The sequence below is a fragment of the Streptomyces sp. NBC_00286 genome, assembly GCF_036173125.1.
Classification (GTDB): domain Bacteria; phylum Actinomycetota; class Actinomycetes; order Streptomycetales; family Streptomycetaceae; genus Streptomyces.
The window spans coordinates 1,341,499-1,359,617 of record NZ_CP108054.1 but is presented as its reverse complement, the minus strand read 5'-3'; the positions used below and the strand labels follow the sequence as shown (position 1 = coordinate 1,359,617).

The following is an 18,119-nucleotide window of genomic DNA, read 5'->3' as shown; positions in this document are numbered from 1 at the left end:
GCCGGTGTCGCGGAACCCGAGCACCGGCCGACGGCGGACCCACAGCAGAACGCACCGATTGCACACTGCACGAAGGGGAAGCCATGACAGCGACGACCGACGGAAGCACCGGGGCACTCCCGCCCCGCGCGGCCTCGGCCAGCGAAACCCGTATGACGACTCCCGTGGCGGCCGGGAGCCTGGACGTATCGGACGCCGCCCAGCGCGCGATACAGCGCGCCACCGATTTCCTGCTCACGACGCAGGACGCCCAGGGCTGGTGGAAGGGCGACCTCGAGACGAACGTCACGATGGACGCCGAGGACCTGCTCCTCCGCCAGTTCCTGGGCATCCTCGACGAGAAGACCAAGCATGCCGCCGGACTGTTCATCCGCGGCGAGCAGCGCGAGGACGGCACCTGGGCCACCTTCTACGGCGGGCCCGGCGAACTCTCCACCACCATCGAGGCGTACGTAGCGCTGCGGCTGGCCGGTGACAGCCCGGACGAACCGCACATGGCGAAGGCCTCGGCCTGGATCCGTGAGCAGGGCGGCATCGCCTCCGCTCGGGTCTTCACGCGGATCTGGCTGGCCCTGTTCGGCTGGTGGAAGTGGGACGACCTGCCCGAACTCCCGCCGGAGCTCATCTACTTCCCCAAGTGGATGCCGCTGAACATCTACGACTTCGGCTGCTGGGCCCGGCAGACCATCGTGCCCCTCACCATCGTCTCGGCGAAGCGCCCGGTACGGCCCGCGCCGTTCCCGCTCGACGAACTGCACACCGACCCGGCCAACCCGAACCCCATCAAGCCGCTTGCTCCAGCGGCCAGTTGGGACGGCGTCTTCCAGCGGCTCGACAAGGCGCTGCACGCCTACCGGAAGGTCGCCTCGCGCCGGCTGCGCAAGGCCGCCATGAACAGTGCCGCCCGCTGGATCATCGAGCGGCAGGAGAACGACGGCTGCTGGGGCGGCATCCAGCCGCCCGCCGTGTACTCGCTCATCGCCCTGCGTCTGCTCGGCTACGACCTCCAACACCCGGTGATGCGGGCCGGGTTGGAGTCCCTGGACCGGTTCGCCGTATGGCGCGAGGACGGGGCCCGGATGATCGAGGCCTGCCAGTCACCGGTGTGGGACACCTGCCTGGCGACCATCGCGCTCGCCGACGCGGGCCTGCCCGCCGACCATCCGCAGCTGGTGAAGGCCGCGGACTGGATGCTCGGCGAGGAGATCGTCCGGCCCGGCGACTGGTCCGTACGCCGACCCCAACTGCCGCCGGGCGGCTGGGCGTTCGAGTTCCACAACGACAACTACCCCGACATCGACGACACCGCCGAGGTCGTCCTCGCGCTGCGCCGCGTCAAGCACCACGACCCGGAGCGCGCCGAGAAGGCCATCGGACGCGGTGTGCGCTGGAACCTCGGCATGCAGTCGAAGAACGGCGCGTGGGGCGCCTTCGACGTCGACAACACCAGCTCCTTCCCCAACAGGCTGCCGTTCTGCGACTTCGGTGAGGTGATCGACCCGCCGTCCGCCGATGTCACCGCGCACGTCGTGGAGATGCTCGCCGTCGAGGGACTGTCCCACGATCCCCGAACCCGGCGGGGCGTCGAGTGGCTGCTCGCCGAACAGGAGGCGGACGGCTCCTGGTTCGGCCGCTGGGGCGTCAACTACGTATACGGCACCGGGTCGGTGGTGCCCGCGCTGGTCGCCGCCGGACTGCCCGGCTCGCATCCGGCGATCCGCCGAGCCGTCGACTGGCTGGAGACGGTGCAGAACGACGACGGCGGCTGGGGCGAGGACCTGCGCTCGTACAAGTACGTCAAGGAATGGAGCGGCCGGGGCGCCTCCACCGCCTCGCAGACCGCCTGGGCCCTGCTCGCGCTGCTCGCGGCGGGGGAGCGGGAGTCCAAGGCAGTGGAGCGCGGGATCGCCTGGCTGGCCCAGACCCAGCGGGAGGACGGCACCTGGGACGAGCCGTACTTCACCGGCACCGGCTTCCCGTGGGACTTCTCGATCAACTACCACCTCTACCGGCAGGTCTTCCCGCTGACCGCACTCGGCCGGTACGTCCACGGCGAGCCGTTCAGCGGCCCGCAGGCGAAAGGGAGTTGATGGCCACGACACCTGCCGCCGCCCCGCTGCTGATCGCCTGCGCGCTCGGCATCGAACGTCTTGCCCTGCGCGGGGGCGGGCGCGGCGGTGCGGACGGTCCGGTCACCGTGCTGCGGACCGGCATGGGGCCCCTGGCCGCCGACCGGGCGATCAACCGGGCGCTCGCCGGTCCGGCGCTGAGGGACGCGGCCGTCCTGGCCACGGGCTTCTGCGCCGGACTCGCGCCCGGCATGCACCCCGGTGACCTGGTCGTCGCCGAGGAGACCCGGGACGCTCGGGGCCGCACTCCGTGCGTGGGCACCGAGCTGCTCGTCAAGGAACTGGTGCGTGCCTTGCCCGGGCGCACCGTACACACCGGACCGCTCACCGGCTCCGACCACGTCGTCCGCGGACACGAACGGTCGGAACTGCTCAGGACCGGCGCAATCGCGGTCGACATGGAGTCGGCGGCCACACTCCACAGCGCCGTCCGCGCGGGCTCCCGCCCGGTTGCGGCCGTCCGGGTGGTCGTGGACGCTCCAGAACATGAACTCGTCCGGATCGGCACGGTACGCGGTGGAATATCGGCTTTCCGCGTTCTTCGTGCCGTCCTTCCCGCTTTCGTCGAATGGCACCGTTCTTTGCTGCTCCCCAGGAGGTGAGCCAGATGGCCATGCCGCTCCGTCAGTCCATCAAGGTGGCGACGTATCTCTTTGAACAGAAGTTGCGCAAGCGGGACAAGTTTCCGCTCATCGTCGAGCTGGAACCGCTGTACGCCTGCAACCTGAAATGCGAGGGCTGCGGCAAGATCCAGCACCCGGCCGGAGTGCTCAAGCAGCGCATGCCGGTGGCGCAGGCCGTCGGGGCGGTGCTCGAATCCGGTGCGCCCATGGTGTCCATCGCCGGCGGCGAACCCCTGATGCACCCGAAGATCGACGAGATCGTGCGGCAGCTCGTGGCCAGGAAGAAGTACGTCTTCCTGTGCACCAACGCCATGCTGCTGCGCAAGAAGATGGACAAGTTCAAGCCCTCGCCGTACTTCGCGTTCGCCGTGCACATCGACGGTCTGCGCGAGCGGCACGACGAGTCCGTCGCGAAGGAGGGGGTGTTCGACGAGGCCGTGGAGGCCATCAAGGAGGCCAAGCGCCGCGGCTTCCGGGTCACCACCAACTCGACCTTCTTCAACACCGACACCCCGCAGACCATCATCGAGGTGCTCAACTTCCTCAACGACGACCTGAAGGTCGACGAGATGATGATCTCGCCCGCCTACGCCTACGAGAAGGCACCCGACCAGGAGCACTTCCTCGGCGTCGAGCAGACCCGGGAGCTGTTCAAGAAGGCCTTCGCGGGCGGCAACCGGCGGCGCTGGCGGCTCAACCATTCGCCGCTGTTCCTCGACTTCCTCGAGGGCAAGGTCGACTTCCCCTGCACCGCGTGGGCGATCCCCAACTACTCGCTGTTCGGCTGGCAGAAGCCCTGCTACCTGATGGCCGACGGCTACGTCACGACGTACCGCGAACTCATCGAGGACACCGACTGGGACGCCTACGGCCGGGGCAAGGACCCGCGCTGCGCCAACTGCATGGCGCACTGCGGCTACGAGCCCACCGCGGTCCTGGCCACCATGGGCTCCCTCAAGGAGTCCCTGCGCGCCGCCCGCGAGACCGTCTCCGGAAACCACGGGTGACGCCATGACCGTAGTTTCCCTCGGGGTCCCCGAGCTGCCGGTCCGGCCGATCGCGGAGCGCCGCGTCTCGCGGCAGATCCAGGTCGGGCCGGTGGCGGTCGGGGGTGGGGCGCCGGTCTCGGTGCAGTCGATGACGACGACGCGTACGTCGGACATCGGTGCCACCTTGCAGCAGATCGCCGAGCTGACGGCGTCGGGCTGCCAGATCGTACGGGTGGCCTGTCCGACGCAGGATGACGCGGACGCGCTGGCCACCATCGCCAGGAAGTCGCAGATCCCGGTGATCGCGGACATTCATTTCCAGCCGAAGTACGTGTTCGCCGCGATCGAGGCGGGCTGTGCGGCGGTGCGGGTGAACCCGGGCAACATCAAGCAGTTCGACGACAAGGTCAAGGAGATCGCGCGGGCCGCCAAGGACCATGGCACGCCGATCCGGATCGGGGTCAACGCCGGTTCGCTGGATCGGCGGCTGCTGCAGAAGTACGGCAAGGCCACCCCCGAGGCACTCGTCGAGTCGGCGCTGTGGGAGGCCTCGCTGTTCGAGGAGCACGACTTCCGGGACATCAAGATCTCGGTGAAGCACAACGACCCGGTGGTGATGGTCAACGCCTACCGGCAACTGGCCGCCCAGTGCGACTACCCGCTGCACCTCGGCGTGACGGAGGCCGGCCCCGCCTTCCAGGGCACCATCAAGTCGGCGGTGGCCTTCGGCGCACTGCTCAGCGAGGGCATCGGCGACACCATCCGCGTGTCGTTGAGCGCCCCGCCCGCCGAGGAGTGCAAGGTCGGCATCCAGATCCTGGAGTCGCTGGGGCTGCGGGAGCGACGCCTGGAGATCGTCTCGTGCCCGTCCTGCGGTCGTGCCCAGGTGGACGTCTACAAGCTGGCCGACGAGGTCACCGCCGGCCTGGAGGGCATGGAGGTTCCGCTGCGGGTCGCGGTCATGGGCTGCGTGGTGAACGGTCCGGGCGAGGCGAGGGAAGCGGACCTGGGGGTCGCCTCCGGCAACGGCAAGGGGCAGATCTTTGTGAAGGGCGAGGTCATCAAGACGGTGCCCGAGTCGAAGATCGTGGAGACCCTGATCGACGAGGCGATGAAGATCGCGGAGCAGATGCAGAAGGACGGCGTCGCGTCGGGGGATCCGGCCGTCACCGTGAGTTGAACAGCACGGATCGAGAGGGGGCCCTAGCGTGACGATTCTGGAGACGATCCGGGGACCACGCGACCTGAAGGCGCTGTCCGAGGCGGATATCAATCAACTGGCGGACGAGATAAGGGAGTTCCTGGTGCACGCGGTCGCCAGGACCGGCGGGCATCTCGGGCCCAATCTGGGGGTGGTGGAACTCTCCATCGCACTCCACCGGGTCTTCGAGTCGCCCGTCGACCGCATCGTGTGGGACACCGGCCATCAGAGCTACGTACACAAGTTGTTGACGGGACGTCAGGACTTCTCCAAGCTGCGCGGCAAGGGCGGCCTGTCCGGCTACCCCTCGCGTGAGGAGTCCGAGCACGACATCGTCGAGAACAGCCACGCCTCCACCGCGCTCGGCTGGGCCGACGGTCTCGCCAAGGCCCGCCAGGTGCAAGGGGAGAAGGGCCATGTCGTCGCGGTCATCGGGGACGGCGCGCTCACCGGCGGCATGGCATGGGAGGCGCTGAACAACATCGCCGCCGCCAAGGACCGGCCGCTGATCATCGTCGTCAACGACAACGAGCGCTCGTACTCGCCGACCATAGGGGGCCTCGCCAACCATCTCGCGACGCTGCGGACCACCGACAGCTACGAGAAGGTGCTGGCCTGGGGCAAGGACGTGCTGCTGAACACGCCCATCATCGGGACCACGATCTACGAATCGCTGCACGGCGCGAAGAAGGGCTTCAAGGACGCGTTCGCACCGCAGGGCATGTTCGAGGATCTGGGGCTGAAGTACGTCGGGCCGATCGACGGGCACGACGTGGGTGCGGTGGAGTCGGCGCTGCGGCGCGCGAAACGGTTCCACGGGCCCGTACTCATCCACTGTCTGACGGAGAAGGGGCGCGGTTACGAACCCGCGCTCGCCCACGAGGAGGACCACTTCCACACGGTCGGAGTGATGGACCCGCTGACCTGCGAGCCGTTGTCGCCCTCCAACGGGCCTGCCTGGACTGCGGTGTTCGGCGACGAGATCGTACGGATCGGGGAGGAGCGCGAGGACGTCGTGGCGATCACGGCGGCCATGCTGCACCCGGTGGGCCTGGCGAAGTTCGCGGAGCGGTTCCCCGACCGGGTGTGGGACGTCGGCATCGCCGAGCAGCACGCCGCGGTGTCCGCGGCCGGGCTGGCGACGGGCGGACTGCATCCGGTGGTCGCGGTGTACGCGACCTTCCTGAACCGTGCCTTCGACCAGCTGCTGATGGATGTCGCGCTGCATCGCTGCGGCGTGACCTTCGTGCTCGACCGGGCCGGAGTCACCGGAGTGGACGGGCCGTCGCACAACGGCATGTGGGACATGTCCATCCTGCAGGTCGTCCCGGGGCTGAGGATCGCCGCGCCGCGTGACGCCGACCAACTGCGGGCCCAGCTGCGGGAGGCGGTGGCCGTGGACGACGCGCCGACGCTGCTGCGCTTCCCCAAGGAGTCGGTGGGACCGTCGATCGAGGCGGTCGACCGGGTGGGCGGTCTGGACGTACTGCACCGGGGCGAGAGGCCCGAAGTGCTCCTGGTGGCCGTCGGTGTGATGGCGCCGGTGTGTCTCCAGGCGGCCGAGCTGTTGGAGGCGCGGGGCGTCAACTGCACGGTCGTCGACCCGCGTTGGGTCAAGCCCGTCGACCCCGCGCTGCCCCCGCTCGCCGCCGAACACCGCCTGGTCGCCGTGGTCGAAGACAACAGCCGGGCCGCCGGCGTCGGTGCGGCAGTCGCCCTCGCCCTGGGAGATGCCGAAGTCGACGTACCCGTACGGAGGTTCGGGATTCCGGAGCAGTTCCTCGCGCACGCCAAGCGTGGGGAGGTGCTGGCCGACATCGGTCTCACACCCGTCGAGATCGCGGGACGGATCAGCGTGGGACTGGCCACCCGGGCGTCGAGCCCGGACGGCCCGGAGGCCGAACTCGCCGCCGCCAAGGTGCACGTGTCCAAGGAGAAACAGGCATGACCGCCGAAACCCCTTCGCCGTCCGGGGACTTCGACCTCGGCAAACTACTCGCCGGGCGTGCGGGCGAACGCTACGAACTGCACGCCCGGCACCTCAACCACCAACTGCCGCGCATGCTGCACACCATCGGCTTCGACAAGTACTACGAGCGGGCCGAGGGCGCGTACTTCTGGGACGCGGAGGGCAACGAATACCTGGACATGCTCGCCGGGTTCGGGGTGATGGGCCTGGGCCGCCATCACCCCGTCGTCCGCAAGGCGCTTCACGACGTCCTCGACGCCCAGCTCGCCGACCTCACCCGCTTCGACTGCCAGCCGCTGCCGGGCCTGCTCGCCGAACAACTCCTCACCCACAGCCCGCACTTGGACCGGGTGTTCTTCGGCAACAGCGGTACGGAAGCGGTCGAGACGGCGCTGAAGTTCGCCCGGTACGCGACCGGGAAGCCCCGCGTCCTCTACTGCGCGCACGCCTTCCACGGACTGACCACCGGCTCGCTGTCCGTGAACGGCGAGTCCGGTTTCCGCGACGGCTTCGCACCGCTGCTGCCCGACACCGCGGTGCCGCTCGGCGATCTGGACGTACTGGAAAGGGAGTTGAGGAAGGGGGACGTCGCCGCTCTGATCGTCGAGCCGATCCAGGGCAAGGGTGTGCACGAGTCGCCGCCCGGATATCTGCGCGCCGCCCAGGAGTTGCTGCACCGGCACAAGGCGCTGCTCATCGCCGACGAAGTGCAGACCGGGCTCGGACGGACCGGAGACTTCTACGCCTACCAGCACGAAACCGGAGTCGAACCCGACCTGGTGTGTGTGGCGAAGGCACTGTCCGGCGGCTATGTGCCCGTCGGTGCGACCCTCGGCAAGGACTGGATCTTCAAGAAGGTCTACTCCTCGATGGACCGCGTCCTCGTGCACTCCGCGAGCTTCGGGACCAACGCACAGGCCATGGCAGCCGGCCTCGCCGTGCTCTCCGTGCTGGAGAACGAGAAGATCGTCGCGAACGCCCGTGCCATGGGAGAGGAGTTGAAGTCCCGGCTCGCGGCGCTCGTGGACAAGTACGAGCTGCTCAGTGAGGTACGCGGTCGGGGGCTGATGATCGGCATCGAGTTCGGCAGGCCCAAGTCCCTGAAGCTGCGCAGCCGTTGGACCATGCTGCAGGCGGCGCGCAAGGGGCTGTTCGCGCAGATGGTGGTCGTGCCACTGCTCCAGCGGCATCGGATCCTCACGCAGGTCTCGGGCGATCACCTCGAGGTGATAAAGCTGATTCCGCCACTGATCATCGGCGAACGGGATGTGGACCGGTTCGTGGACGCTTTCACCGACGTGATGGACGACGCGCACAACGGCGGTGGGCTGATGTGGGACTTCGGCAAGACACTCGTGAAGCAGGCGGTCGCCAACAGGTAGGGGCGCGCGTCTGTTTTGCCTTTAAGGCAAGAAGTTTGCCGATGAGGCAAAGCTCCGGCTGAATGGAGGCATGAGCCCCACCGAGCCGGGGACGGCCGAAGAGCCGTCCGCCGAGCTGCCCTCCGTCGCGCCGCAACTGCGTGAGCTGCGGCGCCGCGCCTCCCTCACTCTGGAGGCCGCCGCCCGCGCCGTCGGACTCTCGCCCGCCCATCTCTCCCGCCTGGAGACCGGGCGGCGCCAGCCCTCGCTGCCGATGCTGCTCGCACTCGCCCGTACCTACGGTACGACGGTCTCGGAGCTGCTCGGCGAAACGGTCCCCGAACGGGACGCGGTCGTCCGCGCCGCCGACATGGAGCCCACGCAGGCGGGCGGCTGGACGTACTGGCAGGCCGGCGCGGCGGGGCGCGGCATGCAGTCCCTGCGCGTACACGTCCCGTACGGAGCGCAGGGCGACATCGTGCGCGTCCACCCCGGCGAGGAGTGGCTGTACGTCCTCAAGGGACGGCTGCGGCTGCGCCTGGGGGACACCGCGCATGCGCTCGCGCCCGGCGACAGCGCGCACTTCGACTCGCTGACCCCGCACCGGATCGCCGCCGCGGACCGGGACGGTGCCGAACTGCTCTTCGTGCACACCCTGTTGCAGAGCCCTACGGCAGCGCTGTGCCTCGGTCCGACGACTCCAGGAGCGACTTCATGAGGGACATGGAAGAGAAGTTCCCGCGTGCTCTGTGGGTGCGGCTCATCATTTACGTGGCCGTCGGGCACCTCTTCGCGGCCTTCATCTATCTGCTGTTCACGCTGGGCGCCCAGAACCAGTAGGCAGTTGGGGAGGCGTCGAGGCAGCTGACGGACGGTGAGCTTATTGTCGGGCGGTCAGTCGAGGAAGCGTTCCCGGAGTCGCTCCCGCGTCTTCGGGGTTACGTGCAGGCCCTGTTCCAGGTAGGTGTCGACGTCGCCCCAGGTGTCCTCGATCGTTTCGAACGCCGCCGCGAGGTATTCGGCGCGGGCGTCGAAGAGCGGGCTGAGGAGTTCCATGACCTCGGGGGAGTAGGCCGCGGCCGCGGAGCCGCTGCGGCGCACTTTGTAGCGGCGGTGGGGGGCGTTCGACTTCAGGTAGTCCGTGACGATGGCCTCGCGCTCGACGCCGAGGGCGAGGAGCGTGATGGCGATGGACAGGCCCGCGCGGTCCTTGCCCGCCGCGCAGTGCATCAGTGCGGGCACGCTGTCCTCGGCCATCGCGTGCAGCACCTGTGAGTGCTCGGGAGTGCGCTCCTTGATGATCGAGCGGTAGGACGCGATCATCCGGTTCGCCGCCTTGCCGTCCGCGAGGATCTTGCGCAGCTGGTCCAGATCGCCGTCGCGGACCATCGTCCAGAACTCGGCACCGTGGGCCGGATCGGTCAGCGGCAGGTTCACATTCCGCACGCCCGGCAGCTCTACGTCCGGGCCCTCCAGCTTCTTGTCCGCGTCATTGCGGAAGTCGAAGATCGTGTGCAGGCCCAGCGAGGCGAGGAACGCGGCGTCCTCCTCGGTCGCGTGCGCGAGATGGCCGCTGCGGAACAGCAGTCCGGGCGCCAGGCGTCGGCCGTCCTCGGTCGGCAGGCCGCCCACATCGCGGAAGTTGCGAACTCCGGTCAGCTCGGGCTCGGTCGACGGGACCTGCTGCGTCACGGGGGCTCCTCCCAGTCGGCGGCCGACGCTGCTGTCGGCGGGGCGCGCTCTCGACCATACGACATGCATTCGTGGGCCAATCAGTTGTCCACAGGCGGTGCCGGTCGGTTGTCCACAGGCGGTGCTGGCGAGGCTCGAGCGCCTGCGATGATGTTGTGCTTGAGCGAGCTTGTTCGGATCTGTGAGGACTTGATGGTGGAGATCGGCAAAGACGGTCGTACGTGGCTGCTTTCGGGGCGCACGAGCAGTTATGCCCTGCGGCTCACGGACCAGGACGAGCTGCTGCATCTGCACTGGGGGCCGCGCATCGCGCTCGCGGACGCAGAGGCACTGGCCGCCGGTCCCGAGCCGAAGTACTGGCCCTTCGAAGCCCCGCTCGACGGGCACGAGGAGTACCCGGTCGAGGGCGGCCCCCGCTTCGTACGGCCTGCGCTGTCCGTGCGGACGGACGAGCGGCGCGGCACGGAGTGGCGCTTCGAGGCGTACGAAGTGGATGAATCCGACGGATCGGAGGGGGGCGAACTGCGGCTGCGGTTCTCCGACTCCGGGCTCGGCGTCACGCTGCACTACCGGATGCGCCCCGCCACCGACGTCGTCGAGCGCTGGGTGACCCTCGCCAACGAAGGGCCCGCCCTGGAGGTCCTGCGGGCCGACTCCGCGACCTGGACGCTGCCGGAGCGCGAGGGCTGGCGGCTGTCGCAGCTGCACGGGCGCTGGGCGGCCGAGTCCCAACTCGTACGAACGGACCTCACCTACGGCGAGAAGGTCATCGGCAGCCGACGCGGGCACACCGGGCACCAGCATCTGCCCTGGGTCGCCCTGGACGTCGAGGGCGCGGCGACCGAGGAGCACGGCGAGGTGTACGGGTGCGCGCTCGCCTGGTCCGGTTCATGGCGGATCGCCGTGGCCCAACTCCCGGACGCGCGCGTGCAGATCACCGGCGGCGCCGGGTACGACGACTCCGGCCTGGTGCGGCTGGAGCCGGGGGAGAGCTTTGTCACGCCGGTCTTCGCGGGGCTGTGGAGCGATGGCGGCTTCGGCGGGGCGAGCCGGGCCTGGCACGCGTACCAGCGGGCGTATGTGATCCCGGACGCGGACCAGGACCGGCCCGTGCTCTACAACTCCTGGGAGGCCACGGAGTTCGACATCTCCGAGGAGCAGCAGCGGGCACTCGCCCGGCGGGCCGCGGCGATGGGCGTGGAGCTGTTCGTGGTCGACGACGGCTGGTTCGGGAAGCGCACCAGCGACCGGGCCGGGCTCGGGGACTGGACACCCAACCCCGACCGCTTCCCGGCCGGGCTCAAGCCCCTCGCCGACGACGTGCACGCCCTGGGCATGCAGTTCGGGATCTGGGTCGAGCCGGAAATGGTCAATGCGGACAGCGAGTTGTATCGGGCGCATCCCGAATGGATTCAGTACCAACCGGGGCGAAAGAAGACAGAGCTGCGCAATCAGCTCGTACTGAACGTCGCGCGCGAGGACGTGCAGGAGTACCTGTGGGAGCAACTGCACGGTCTGCTCTCCAGTGCCCCCATCGACTATGTGAAGTGGGACTTCAACCGCTGCTTCACGGACGCCGGCTGGCCCGGGGAGGCGTATCCGCAGCGGCTGTGGGTCGACCATGTGCACGCTCTGTACAGCCTGCTGGACCGGCTGCGGGCCGCGCACCCCGGTGTCGCCTTCGAGTCCTGCTCCGGCGGTGGCGGCCGCATCGACCTCGGCGTCATGTCGCGTACGGACCAGGTGTGGACCTCGGACAACACCGATCCGCTCGACCGGCTCGCCATCCAGCACGGTTTCAGTCACATCCACCCGGCGCGGGTCATGGCCGCCTGGGTCACCGACAGCCCCAACAAGCAGCTCAACGGGCGCGTGAGTTCGCTGCGCTTCCGCTTTGTGAGCTCCATGGCCGGAGTGCTCGGGGTCGGTGGCGACCTGGCCGAGTGGAGTGACGAAGAACTCGCCGAGGCGCGGGACTGGGTGGCGCTCTACAAGGAGATCCGGCCCGTCGTGAGCCGCGGCGACCTCTACCGACTGCGGGCGCCGCAGGGCGGGCTGAGCGCCGTGCAGTACGTCCATGAGGACCAGGTCGTCGTCCTCGCCTGGCTCCAGGCTCAGCATTACGGCGAGCCCGTGGCGCCCGTACGACTGCGAGGGCTCGACCCGGCGGCGACGTACGAATGCCCCGAAACGGGCGAAGTGTACAGAGGGGCCGTCTTGTTGCATCACGGACTGCGGACCGGTCTGCGCGGGGACCTTGATGCGGCAGTTTTCCGTCTGCGTCGCATCTGAGAGTTGTGTCCGTATTGGAGTACCTTCATTCCAACTCGCTCTGGAATAGGCACTCCTGAATCCATGATGCGTGAGCAGCGTCATATTCGTGACGGTCTGCTGTCGCCATGTTCACGTAATTCAAGCGCGTTTACAGGGGATTTCAGGAAAGCCGGAGAGCGGTGATTCACGGAGCGTGACGGCGATTTCGGTCAAGGATCAAGAGAATGGGGCACATAGGCAACCCAAAGCTTGTCCCTGCGCGTCTTAGTCGCTTACGTTCACGACCAATCCAGGCGGACGCCTAATCCTGCCGCCGTCTGGAATCCGCACACCGATCCGTACACGGCAGGAGCGGGGGACCCACAGGTACAGCGCCTGTTCCGGTCTCCGGAACAGGCTTGGGGTAAAGCCGCGCGAAAGCGCGGCCGGGCATCTCCAGCTCGCACCCGACAGCTCACCTCGCAGGCGCCGGAGAGGAATTCGCCATGCCCGCGAAGGGTAAGCACCGCCGCCCGAAGTCCGCGCGTTTCACCCGCTCGATCGCCGTTGCCTCAACAGGCGGCGCCGCTCTGGCACTCCCTTTGCTGGGAGCAGTCGGCGCACAGGCCGCAACTCCGCAGAGCGCGCCCGCGTCTGTTTCCAACAAGGCCGAATCTGTTTCCCAGAAGGCCCTTGAGTCTGCTCCGGTCGCCGCTCAGAAGAAGGCCGCGACCAGGACGTACGAAGTAAAGACGGGCGATTCTCTCTCGAAGATCGCCAACGCCCAGAATGTCAGCGGTGGCTGGAAGAAGCTCTACGCCGACAATCGTCAGGTCGTCGGCAGTGACCCCGGGCTCATCCACCCGGGCCAGAAGCTGACGATCGGCAAGAAGGCCGCCGCGCCTTCCGCTGCCAACGAGGCCAAGGCTCCCCAGGCGGCCGAGGCCCCCAAGGCGGCCGCGGCCCCCCAGGCGTCCGCGAAGAAGGCCGAGCCCGCCAAGGCCGCTGAGGCACCCAGCAGTTCGAGCGGCTTCACCATGCCGGTCGACGGTGCCACCGTCAGCACCCCGTACCGGATGTCGGGCGGCATGTGGTCCAGCGGCTACCACACCGGCGTCGACTTCGCCGCCGCGACCGGCACTTCGCTCAAGGCCGTGGGCGCGGGCACCGTCGTCTCCGCCGGCTGGGGCGGCGCGTACGGCAACCAGGTCGTCATCAAGCTCAACGACGGCCACTACGCCCAGTACGCCCACCTTTCCTCCCTTTCCGTCTCGCAGGGGCAGTCCGTGACCGCCGGTCAGCAGATCGGCCTCTCCGGCGCGACCGGCAACGTCACCGGGCCGCACCTGCACTTCGAGATCCGCACCACGCCGGACTACGGCTCGGACGTGGACCCGATGGCGTTCCTGCGCTCGCACGGCGTCTCTGCCTGACGTCACCTGAGCGCCGCCGAGGGCGGATCGCGTCTCCCTCTCGGCCGAAGGCCGGACCCCTGATCCCCGGGTCCGGCCTTCGGCTTGTTCCGGGGGTCGACAGAGGTGGTGGGCGGACGTCAAGATCTGCGGGCAAGCGCTTTCTTCTCCGCCCCTGACGCCTGCCAAGGAGACGCTTCATGACGACCCGCAGAGCCTTCGGAGCCCTGGCGGCCGGTGCCGCCCTCGCGGCCCTGGCCCCCGCGCACACAGCGAGCGCACATGCCGCGAGCGCGTCGGTGCGCCACCGCCGGGGACGGCTCATCGCCCGCGACGACTTCCGGCACGGGCTGGGGCAGTGGGCAACGGAGTTGCAGGACGGAGGCAGGGTCACCGCCTCCCGCGGGGTCATGGAGATCGATGTGCCGAGCGGCGCCACGGTCTGGTTCAAGCGGAAGCTCTCGGGGCCGTACGTCATCGAGTACACGGCCACACCGGTCTCCGCGGGCGGTGTCAACGACCGGGTGTCGGACCTCAACAACTTCTGGAACGCCGTCGACGTCCGCTCCCCGGACGACCTCTTCGCCACGCAGCGCGGCGGCGCCCTCGACGAGTACGACCACCTCAAGACGTACTACTCGGGCTACGGCGCCAACTACAACACGACCACGCGGCTGCGCCGTTACGTCGGGCGGGCGGGTGTCCGGCCGCTGATCTACGACTACACCGAGCCCCTGCTCGTGGCGAACCGGCCCCATCGCGTCCGGATCGTCTCGCACGGTTCGACCGTCCAGTGGTGGAACAACGGGCGGCTCGTCTTCGACTACGTCGACCAGGATCCGTACGCGAGCGGGCACTTCGCGTTCCGGACCGTATGGAGCCATTTCCGGATCACGGACTTCCGGGTGTGGGAGCTCTGTATTCCGAGTTGACCGGGACTTTACGCGTGGCTTATCTCACCGTCCGTCAACCCTTTCCTACGGTCGCGTAGCTCACATCGAAAGGTGAATCATGGCTCGATGTGGCAGACGATTCGAAGAATGACAGCAGATCAGTGATCGGGTCGTACGTGGCGGTGGGGGACAGCTTCACCGAGGGCGTCGGCGACCCCGGGCCCGACGGGGCGTTCGTCGGCTGGGCCGACCGGTTCGCGGTACTGCTCGCCGACCGGCGCGCTGAGGGCGACTTCGACTACACGAACCTTGCCGTGCGCGGGAAGTTGCTCGACCAGATCGTCGAGGACCAGCTTTCGCGGGCCATCGAGTTGGGGCCGGACCTCGTTTCCTTTTCGGCGGGCGGTAACGACATCCTTCGGCCGGGGACCGATCCCGACGAGGTCGCTGCTCGCTTTGAGGGTGCCGTTGCCGAACTTACGTCGGCTGTCGGGACGGTGCTGGTGACGACCGGCTTCGATACTCGGGGTGTGCCGGTGCTCAGGCACTTGCGGGGCAAGATCGCTACGTACAACGGGCATGTGCGGGCGATTGCTGATCGGTACGGGTGTCCTGTGCTCGACCTTTGGTCGCTGAAGACGATTCAGGATCGGCGGGCATGGGACGACGACCGGCTGCATCTGTCGCCGGAGGGGCATACGCGGGTTGCGCTGCGCGCGGGGCAGGTGCTTGGGCTGGCGGTGCCTGCGGATCCGGAGCAGCCGTGGCCGCCGTTGCCGCCTCGGGGCACGCTTGAGGTTCGGCGGGATGACATTCACTGGGCTCGGGAGTATCTGGTGCCGTGGATTGGGCGGAGGCTTCGAGGGGAGTCGTCGGGGGACCGGGTGGTGGCGAAGGGGAGTTTGTCGCCGGACGACATCAAGTCCCGCATGCGGTCCGCTGTTTGAGGGTTCCTTTCCCCAGCCCCGCCCCTTCCCGAAGCTGGGGGCTGCGCCCCCACACCCCCCTTGCCTCTGGCTGGTGGGCTGCCTCCGGCGGGTGGGTGGGTTCGTGGGGTGCTTCCGGCGGGTGGGGTGCCTACCGGGGTGGGGGTGACAGTCGTGTCGCGGCTGCGGGTTCGTTGGGGCTGGTCGCGCCCCGCGGCGGAGCCGCAAATTGACACAGCCCCGCGCCCCTGAAGGGGCGCCCCTGGAGCCGTCCGCTAGCAGGCTCACCAGCCATCACCCTCACCAGGCACCATGCTCGCCATCCACCCTGCTGACCAGCCACCGCGTGCCCGCACCCCCAACTACCCGCAGCTTTCCGCCGGGGGGAGGGGACGTGGGCCGGTGCGTCCTATGCCCGTCGCTTAGCTTCGGTCTGGGCACACCAGAACCCTGTGGAAGCAAGGGGCCGTATGCCCTGTTGGCGACGGGCTGACGCACCGGCCCGCGGCCCCGCACCCACCACGCACCCAAGGGGCGCGGGGAACTGCGCGATCAACCACAACGCACCCGCAGACGAAAACGAAACCCAACCGCCCAACCGCCGGAGGTACCCCGCAGCCGACAACGAACCCAATCGCCCTACTGGCGGAGGCCAAGCTCGTGGGCCAAGGCCTCGTCCGCCCACTGTTGCGTCCGGGCGCGCGACACCGCTCCGTCGTACGCCGTCACCTGGACGGCCAAGCCGTCAAGGAGCGCCGTGAGACGCAAGGCCGTGTCCATGGGAGACGGGCAGTGGAACTCCCCGGCAGCCACACCCTCCGCGATGACCTCGGCGAGCGCCGCCTTCCACTGGCGGTCGAGGTCTCGCGTAACCTCCCGCAACCCGGGATCGCGCAGGGCCGCCGACCAGCCCTCGATCCACAGGCGCCACCCCTTGGCCTGGCCGGTCGGGGCGTACCAGCGAACGGCCGACCGCAGGCGGCGTACCGCCGTGGTGCGGCGAGCGAGAAGCTTGCGCAGATGAGCCAGGTCGCCCTCGGCCGCGTAGGCGAACGCGGCGGCGACCAGCTTCTCCTTCGTCGAGAAGTGATACAGCACCAGCGCGTTGCTGACCCCCAGCGCGGCCGCCACGTCGGCGATCCGTACCGCCGCCACGCCCCGCGCCTCGATCTGCTCGACCGCGGCCCGCAGCAACTCCTCCCGCCGCTCCCGAACGCTCAACCGAACTCTGGCCACGCCCGCAACCCTACACACGAGGTCTGACAGGCATCCGATGTCATCGACACCGGCCGAATGTCATCGACACCGGCCGAATGTCATCGACACCGGCCGAATGTCATCGACACCGGCCCGAATGTCACCGACGCCGGCCCGAATGTCACCGATACCAGCCGAACCTTTCGGAAATCACCGGCAGTCGGTCCGCGACGATCGCGTGCGCGGCAGCCCGCGGTGTCGTGCCGTCAGCCTCCGCGCGCGTGAGCGTCTGGTCGACCAGTGCCCGCATGGAGCGTCGCGTGTACGCGAAGGCCTCCTCCGCGTCGGCCCCGATATCGCCGAACAGCGTCCACCACCACCAGGCGTTGGTCCCGGAGTTGACGACTACGTCCGGCAGAACGGTGACCCCGCGCGCGGCGAGAAGCTGCTCCGCTTCGGCCCGTACGGGCATGTTCGCGGCCTCGACGATCCAACGAGCTGTGATCCGCGCCTGGTTGACGGCGTCGATCGCGTAGGAGACCGCCGCCGGCACCAGCACCTCGGCCTCGGTGGACAACCAGGCGTCGTCGCCCGGCAGTTCGCGGTCGGCGGGGCGCAACGCCGAGCGGTCGACGGTTCCGTACGCGTCCCGGGCGGCGAGCAGCGCCTCGATGTCGAGCCCCGCCGGATTGGCGATCGTGCCCTTCACGTCGGCGACGGCCACGATGGTGAGGCCCGCGCGCGCCAGGAAGCGGGCGGTGGCGCCACCCATGGTGCCCAGCCCCTGCACGGCGACGCGCGTCCCCGAGTACGCCACCCCGGCCCGGTCCAGGGCCGCGAGCACCGACTCGGCGACCCCGCAGCCGCCGACCAGTTCGTCGAGCCCGATGCCGTCCACCTCGACCGCGAACGCGTCCGCCAGCCGCCGCCGGGCCGCCGTCTCGTCGTCGAGCAGCGGATACACGGCCTGGATGGACGAGACGAGGCCCGCCTCGGTGGCGGCCCGGTCGACGAGGTCCTGGGTGAGGCCGAGGTCCTCGCCTGTGGTCCAGAAGTTCTCGATGTACGGGCGCATGGCGCGCAGATAGCGCACGAGGACCCCGTACGCCTCGGGGTCCTGGGGATCGCAGTCGATGCCGCCCTTCGCGCCGCCCAGCGGGATGTAGCGGGCCTGGGGGTGGTAGTGCAGCGCCTCCTTCATGGTCATGCCGCGCGCGAGGCCGGCGACCTCGTCCAGCGTGCAGCCCGCCCGCATCCGCAGCCCGCCGCTGGAGACTCCGCGCACCAGTCGGTCCACGACCAGATGCCCCTGGTGGCCGGTGACGTGGTCGGTCCAGGTGAGCGTCATCAAGGGACTGCTGGCCGGAGCTGTCATGGGGTCTCCTCGAGAACGGGGAATCGGGAACAGGGAGCGAACAGGGAACAGGGAACGGAATCGAAACGTTTGACCAGCCGTGGGACCGGGCGCCGAGAG

15 protein-coding genes and 1 riboswitch are annotated in these 18,119 nt (G+C 68.8%); of the genes, 12 read left to right on the top strand and 3 right to left on the bottom strand.

The window, feature by feature from the left end:
* The first annotated feature begins 83 nt into the window (after positions 1–83).
* The 8 genes from shc (at position 84) to OHT21_RS06240 (ending at position 9,112) form a co-directional block, all read left to right on the top strand.
* A complete protein-coding gene (gene shc, locus OHT21_RS06275; RefSeq protein WP_328767245.1) occupies positions 84–2,090 on the top strand; it encodes a squalene--hopene cyclase in 2,007 nt (668 codons plus the stop codon).
* Positions 2,090–2,731, top strand: coding sequence for a phosphorylase family protein (locus OHT21_RS06270; protein ID WP_328767244.1), 642 nt, complete (start codon positions 2,090–2,092; stop codon positions 2,729–2,731). Before shc ends, OHT21_RS06270 begins: the two co-directional genes overlap by 1 nt.
* A 5-nt stretch (positions 2,732–2,736) precedes the next feature.
* The gene (hpnH, locus tag OHT21_RS06265) at positions 2,737–3,759 is read left to right on the top strand and encodes an adenosyl-hopene transferase HpnH (protein WP_328767243.1); all 1,023 of its coding nucleotides are present in this window, start codon (positions 2,737–2,739) and stop codon (positions 3,757–3,759) included.
* Positions 3,760–3,763: 4 nt separating this feature from the next.
* On the top strand, positions 3,764–4,921 hold the full coding sequence (gene ispG / locus OHT21_RS06260; protein ID WP_328767242.1) for a flavodoxin-dependent (E)-4-hydroxy-3-methylbut-2-enyl-diphosphate synthase: 1,158 nt from the start codon (positions 3,764–3,766) through the stop codon (positions 4,919–4,921).
* 28 nt (positions 4,922–4,949) lie between these two features.
* Positions 4,950–6,890 carry a 1-deoxy-D-xylulose-5-phosphate synthase gene (gene dxs / locus OHT21_RS06255; protein WP_328767241.1) on the top strand — a complete coding sequence of 647 codons (1,941 nt, stop codon included), beginning with the start codon at positions 4,950–4,952 and terminating at the stop codon, positions 6,888–6,890.
* Complete coding sequence (locus OHT21_RS06250; protein ID WP_328767240.1) at positions 6,887–8,293, top strand: aspartate aminotransferase family protein; 1,407 nt, start codon at positions 6,887–6,889, stop codon at positions 8,291–8,293. Before dxs ends, OHT21_RS06250 begins: the two co-directional genes overlap by 4 nt.
* A 70-nt stretch (positions 8,294–8,363) precedes the next feature.
* Entirely contained in the window at positions 8,364–8,990 is a 627-nt protein-coding gene (locus OHT21_RS06245; RefSeq protein WP_328767239.1) for a helix-turn-helix domain-containing protein, read from the top strand.
* Positions 8,987–9,112, top strand: a complete 126-nt coding sequence (locus OHT21_RS06240) for a DUF6126 family protein (RefSeq protein ID WP_033329364.1) — start codon at positions 8,987–8,989, stop codon at positions 9,110–9,112. The genes OHT21_RS06245 and OHT21_RS06240 overlap by 4 nt, the downstream gene beginning before the upstream one ends.
* 54 nt (positions 9,113–9,166) lie before the next feature.
* On the opposite strand, the gene OHT21_RS06235 is transcribed toward OHT21_RS06240, so the two are convergent.
* On the bottom strand, positions 9,167–9,964 hold the full coding sequence (locus tag OHT21_RS06235) for a tyrosine-protein phosphatase (protein ID WP_328767238.1): 798 nt from the start codon (positions 9,962–9,964) through the stop codon (positions 9,167–9,169).
* Positions 9,965–10,156: 192 nt separating this feature from the next.
* On the opposite strand from OHT21_RS06235, the gene OHT21_RS06230 reads away from it, so the two are divergent.
* The 4 genes from OHT21_RS06230 (at position 10,157) to OHT21_RS06215 (ending at position 15,469) form a co-directional block, all read left to right on the top strand.
* Positions 10,157–12,256: an alpha-galactosidase gene (locus OHT21_RS06230; protein WP_328773971.1), complete on the top strand. Its 2,100-nt coding sequence runs from the start codon at positions 10,157–10,159 to the stop codon at positions 12,254–12,256.
* Positions 12,257–12,557: 301 nt separating this feature from the next.
* Positions 12,558–12,719, top strand: a riboswitch (cyclic di-AMP (ydaO/yuaA leader).
* A gap of 4 nt (positions 12,720–12,723) precedes the next feature.
* Entirely contained in the window at positions 12,724–13,650 is a 927-nt protein-coding gene (locus OHT21_RS06225) for a M23 family metallopeptidase (protein ID WP_328767237.1), read from the top strand.
* A 179-nt stretch (positions 13,651–13,829) separates the two neighbouring features.
* The gene (locus OHT21_RS06220; RefSeq protein ID WP_328767236.1) at positions 13,830–14,561 is read left to right on the top strand and encodes a DUF6250 domain-containing protein; all 732 of its coding nucleotides are present in this window, start codon (positions 13,830–13,832) and stop codon (positions 14,559–14,561) included.
* A 122-nt stretch (positions 14,562–14,683) separates the two neighbouring features.
* Positions 14,684–15,469: an SGNH/GDSL hydrolase family protein gene (locus tag OHT21_RS06215; protein ID WP_328767235.1), complete on the top strand. Its 786-nt coding sequence runs from the start codon at positions 14,684–14,686 to the stop codon at positions 15,467–15,469.
* A gap of 618 nt (positions 15,470–16,087) precedes the next feature.
* Here OHT21_RS06215 and OHT21_RS06210 read toward each other — a convergent pair.
* Both OHT21_RS06210 and OHT21_RS06205 read right to left on the bottom strand, forming a co-directional pair.
* Positions 16,088–16,684 (bottom strand): TetR/AcrR family transcriptional regulator, encoded by a 597-nt coding sequence (locus OHT21_RS06210; RefSeq protein ID WP_328767234.1) that lies wholly within the window; start codon positions 16,682–16,684, stop codon positions 16,088–16,090.
* A gap of 142 nt (positions 16,685–16,826) precedes the next feature.
* Positions 16,827–18,020 carry a glutamate dehydrogenase gene (locus OHT21_RS06205; RefSeq protein ID WP_328767233.1) on the bottom strand — a complete coding sequence of 398 codons (1,194 nt, stop codon included), beginning with the start codon at positions 18,018–18,020 and terminating at the stop codon, positions 16,827–16,829.
* Between the last annotated feature and the right edge of the window lie 99 nt (positions 18,021–18,119).